The organism is Streptomyces sp. NPDC005728, assembly GCF_040630895.1.
Taxonomy (GTDB): Bacteria; Actinomycetota; Actinomycetes; order Streptomycetales; family Streptomycetaceae; genus Streptomyces.
Map to the genome: position 1 here is coordinate 1 of NZ_JBEXYL010000271.1, position 2,003 is coordinate 2,003.

2 protein-coding genes are annotated in these 2,003 nt (G+C 72.6%); both read left to right on the forward strand.

Annotation, left to right across the window (positions count from 1 at the left end; translation table 11 throughout):
* The first annotated feature begins 182 nt into the window (after positions 1 to 182).
* Positions 183 to 722: a winged helix-turn-helix domain-containing protein gene (locus ABZ471_RS48480; RefSeq protein ID WP_359075575.1), complete on the forward strand. Its 540-nt coding sequence runs from the start codon at positions 183 to 185 to the stop codon at positions 720 to 722.
* Positions 719 to 2,003: MFS transporter (locus ABZ471_RS48485; protein WP_359075577.1), on the forward strand; the 1,285-nt coding region annotated here is incomplete at its 3' end. The genes ABZ471_RS48480 and ABZ471_RS48485, both read left to right, overlap by 4 nt.

Here is a 2,003-nt window from a genome sequence, read left to right on the forward strand (position 1 = left end):
TTACACTTTTTCCCCCCCCCCCGCTGTTCCGTTCCCCCCCCCCCTTCCACCGGCCAGGCCGGTGGAAGGGGCGGGCCGCGGCCACCTTGCGCAGGAGCGAAGGCCCATCCCGCCGGACAGCGAATTCCGATCGTACGGAAATCCCCTTACCCAACGGTCAAGAGTCGTTGACCATTGGTTGCATGCCTACCGATGATCTACCCGAGACGTTGCACGTCACCACTGACGAGCAGCTACGCGCCGTCTCCAATCTCACGCGTCACCGGATCATGGCCGTGCTCCGCTTCGAGCCGGCGACGATTACGCAGATCGCCGAGCGGGTGGGCCTCGCGAAGGGGAGTTCCAGCTATCACGTGCGGCTGCTCGAGCGGGCCGGCCTGGTGAAAGTGGTGCGGACACGGAAGGTGCGGGGGGTCACCGAGCGGTACTACGCGATGGCCGCACGGGCGATCGTGCTGCCGGATCCGGGGGCGGGGCAGCCGGATGTGCTGATGCGGCATGCGGTGGCGGACCTGGAGGCGGCGCCGGCGGACGGCGAGCGGCACGTAAAGATGGCGCATCTGCGGCTCACCGGGGAGCAGTTCGCGGAGCTGGGGGCGCGGCTGGAGGCACTGGCGGACGAGTACCGGGAGCTGTCCGATCCGTCACTGCCGGACGTGTCGCTGGCCTTCGCGCTGTTCCGGCCGGCGCCGCGCGAGCAGGCCGTAGGGGACGCCAAGTGACCTCGCATGCGGGGAAGTTGCCGGCCGGGTTCGGGCGGCTGTGGACCGCGCAGACGGTGTCCTCGCTCGGTGACGGGGTGACGCATGCCGCGCTGCCACTGCTCGCGTTGACGTTGACGCGGGATCCGATGGCGCTCGCCGTCGTCACGGCCGCCGGGACGCTGCCGTGGCTGCTGTTCGGGGTGCTCGGCGGTGCGCTGGTGGACCGCTGGGACCGCCGGCGCACGATGTGGGTCGCGGACGCGGCGCGTGCGGTGCTGCTCGCGATACCGGCGGCAGCGACCGCACTCGACGTGCTGAGCATTCCGCTGCTCGCGGCCGTCGCCTTCCTGCTCGGCCTCGGCGGACTCTTCTTCGACACGACCGCCACGGCCTATCTGCCGGATCTGCTCGGCCGTGACCCCGCGCTCCTGGAGCGCGCCAACTCCCGCCTGCGCGGCACCCAGACCGCCGCGTCCGGCTTCGCGGGGCCGCCCGCGGGCAGTGCGCTGCTCGCGCTCGGGCGGGCGGTTCCGCTGCTCGCCGACGCGGTGTCGTTCACGCTCTCCGCACTGCTCGTACGGTCACTGCCCGCCACGCCCCGGCCTACCGGAAGCGCGCACGAGTCGCTGCTTCGGCAGGCGCGGGCCGGGGCCGCCTACGTCTTCCGGGATCGGTTGCTGCTCGGGCTCGCGCTCCGTCCGGCGGTCGGGAACGTCGCCTTCCTCGCCGTGGAGACCGTACTCGCCCTCTTCGCGCACGACCGTCTCGGCATCGACACCTTCGGCTTCGGCCTGCTCCTCACGGCGGAGGCCACCGGCGGCCTGCTCGGCGCGGGCATCGCCTCCTTCCTCGGCCGACGACTCGGCACCGGCACCGCGCTGACCTGCACGGCCGCGGTCGAGGGACTCGCCATCCTGGGACTCGCCGCCGCCCCGAATCCGTACGTCGCCGGCCTCGCGCTCGCCGTCTGCGGTGCGGGCATGGGCGCCACGATGGTGCTCGGGCCCTCCCTCCGGCAGGCGATCGTCCCAGCCCGCCTGATGGGCCGGGTCGCCTCCACCTCCCGCATGCTCGCCATGTGCGCCGCCCCGTTCGGCGCCTTCCTCGGCGGCTGGCTGGCCACCACCTACGACATACGCACCCCGCTCTACGCCGCCGCCGGCCTCCTCCTCACCATGACCGCCGTCACGGCGACCATGACCAGCAACCGCCGGGTCGAGGCGGCGCTGCATGGCGCCGCCGCGAGCCGCGGGGCACCCGACCCCGCAAACCAGGTAAGCGGGAGGGGGGGGGGAAGCG

Coding starts and splice junctions, on each gene's coding strand:
- ABZ471_RS48480 (WP_359075575.1), top strand. CDS start 183: ATGCCTACCGATGATCTACCCGAGACGTTGCACGTCACCACTGACGAG.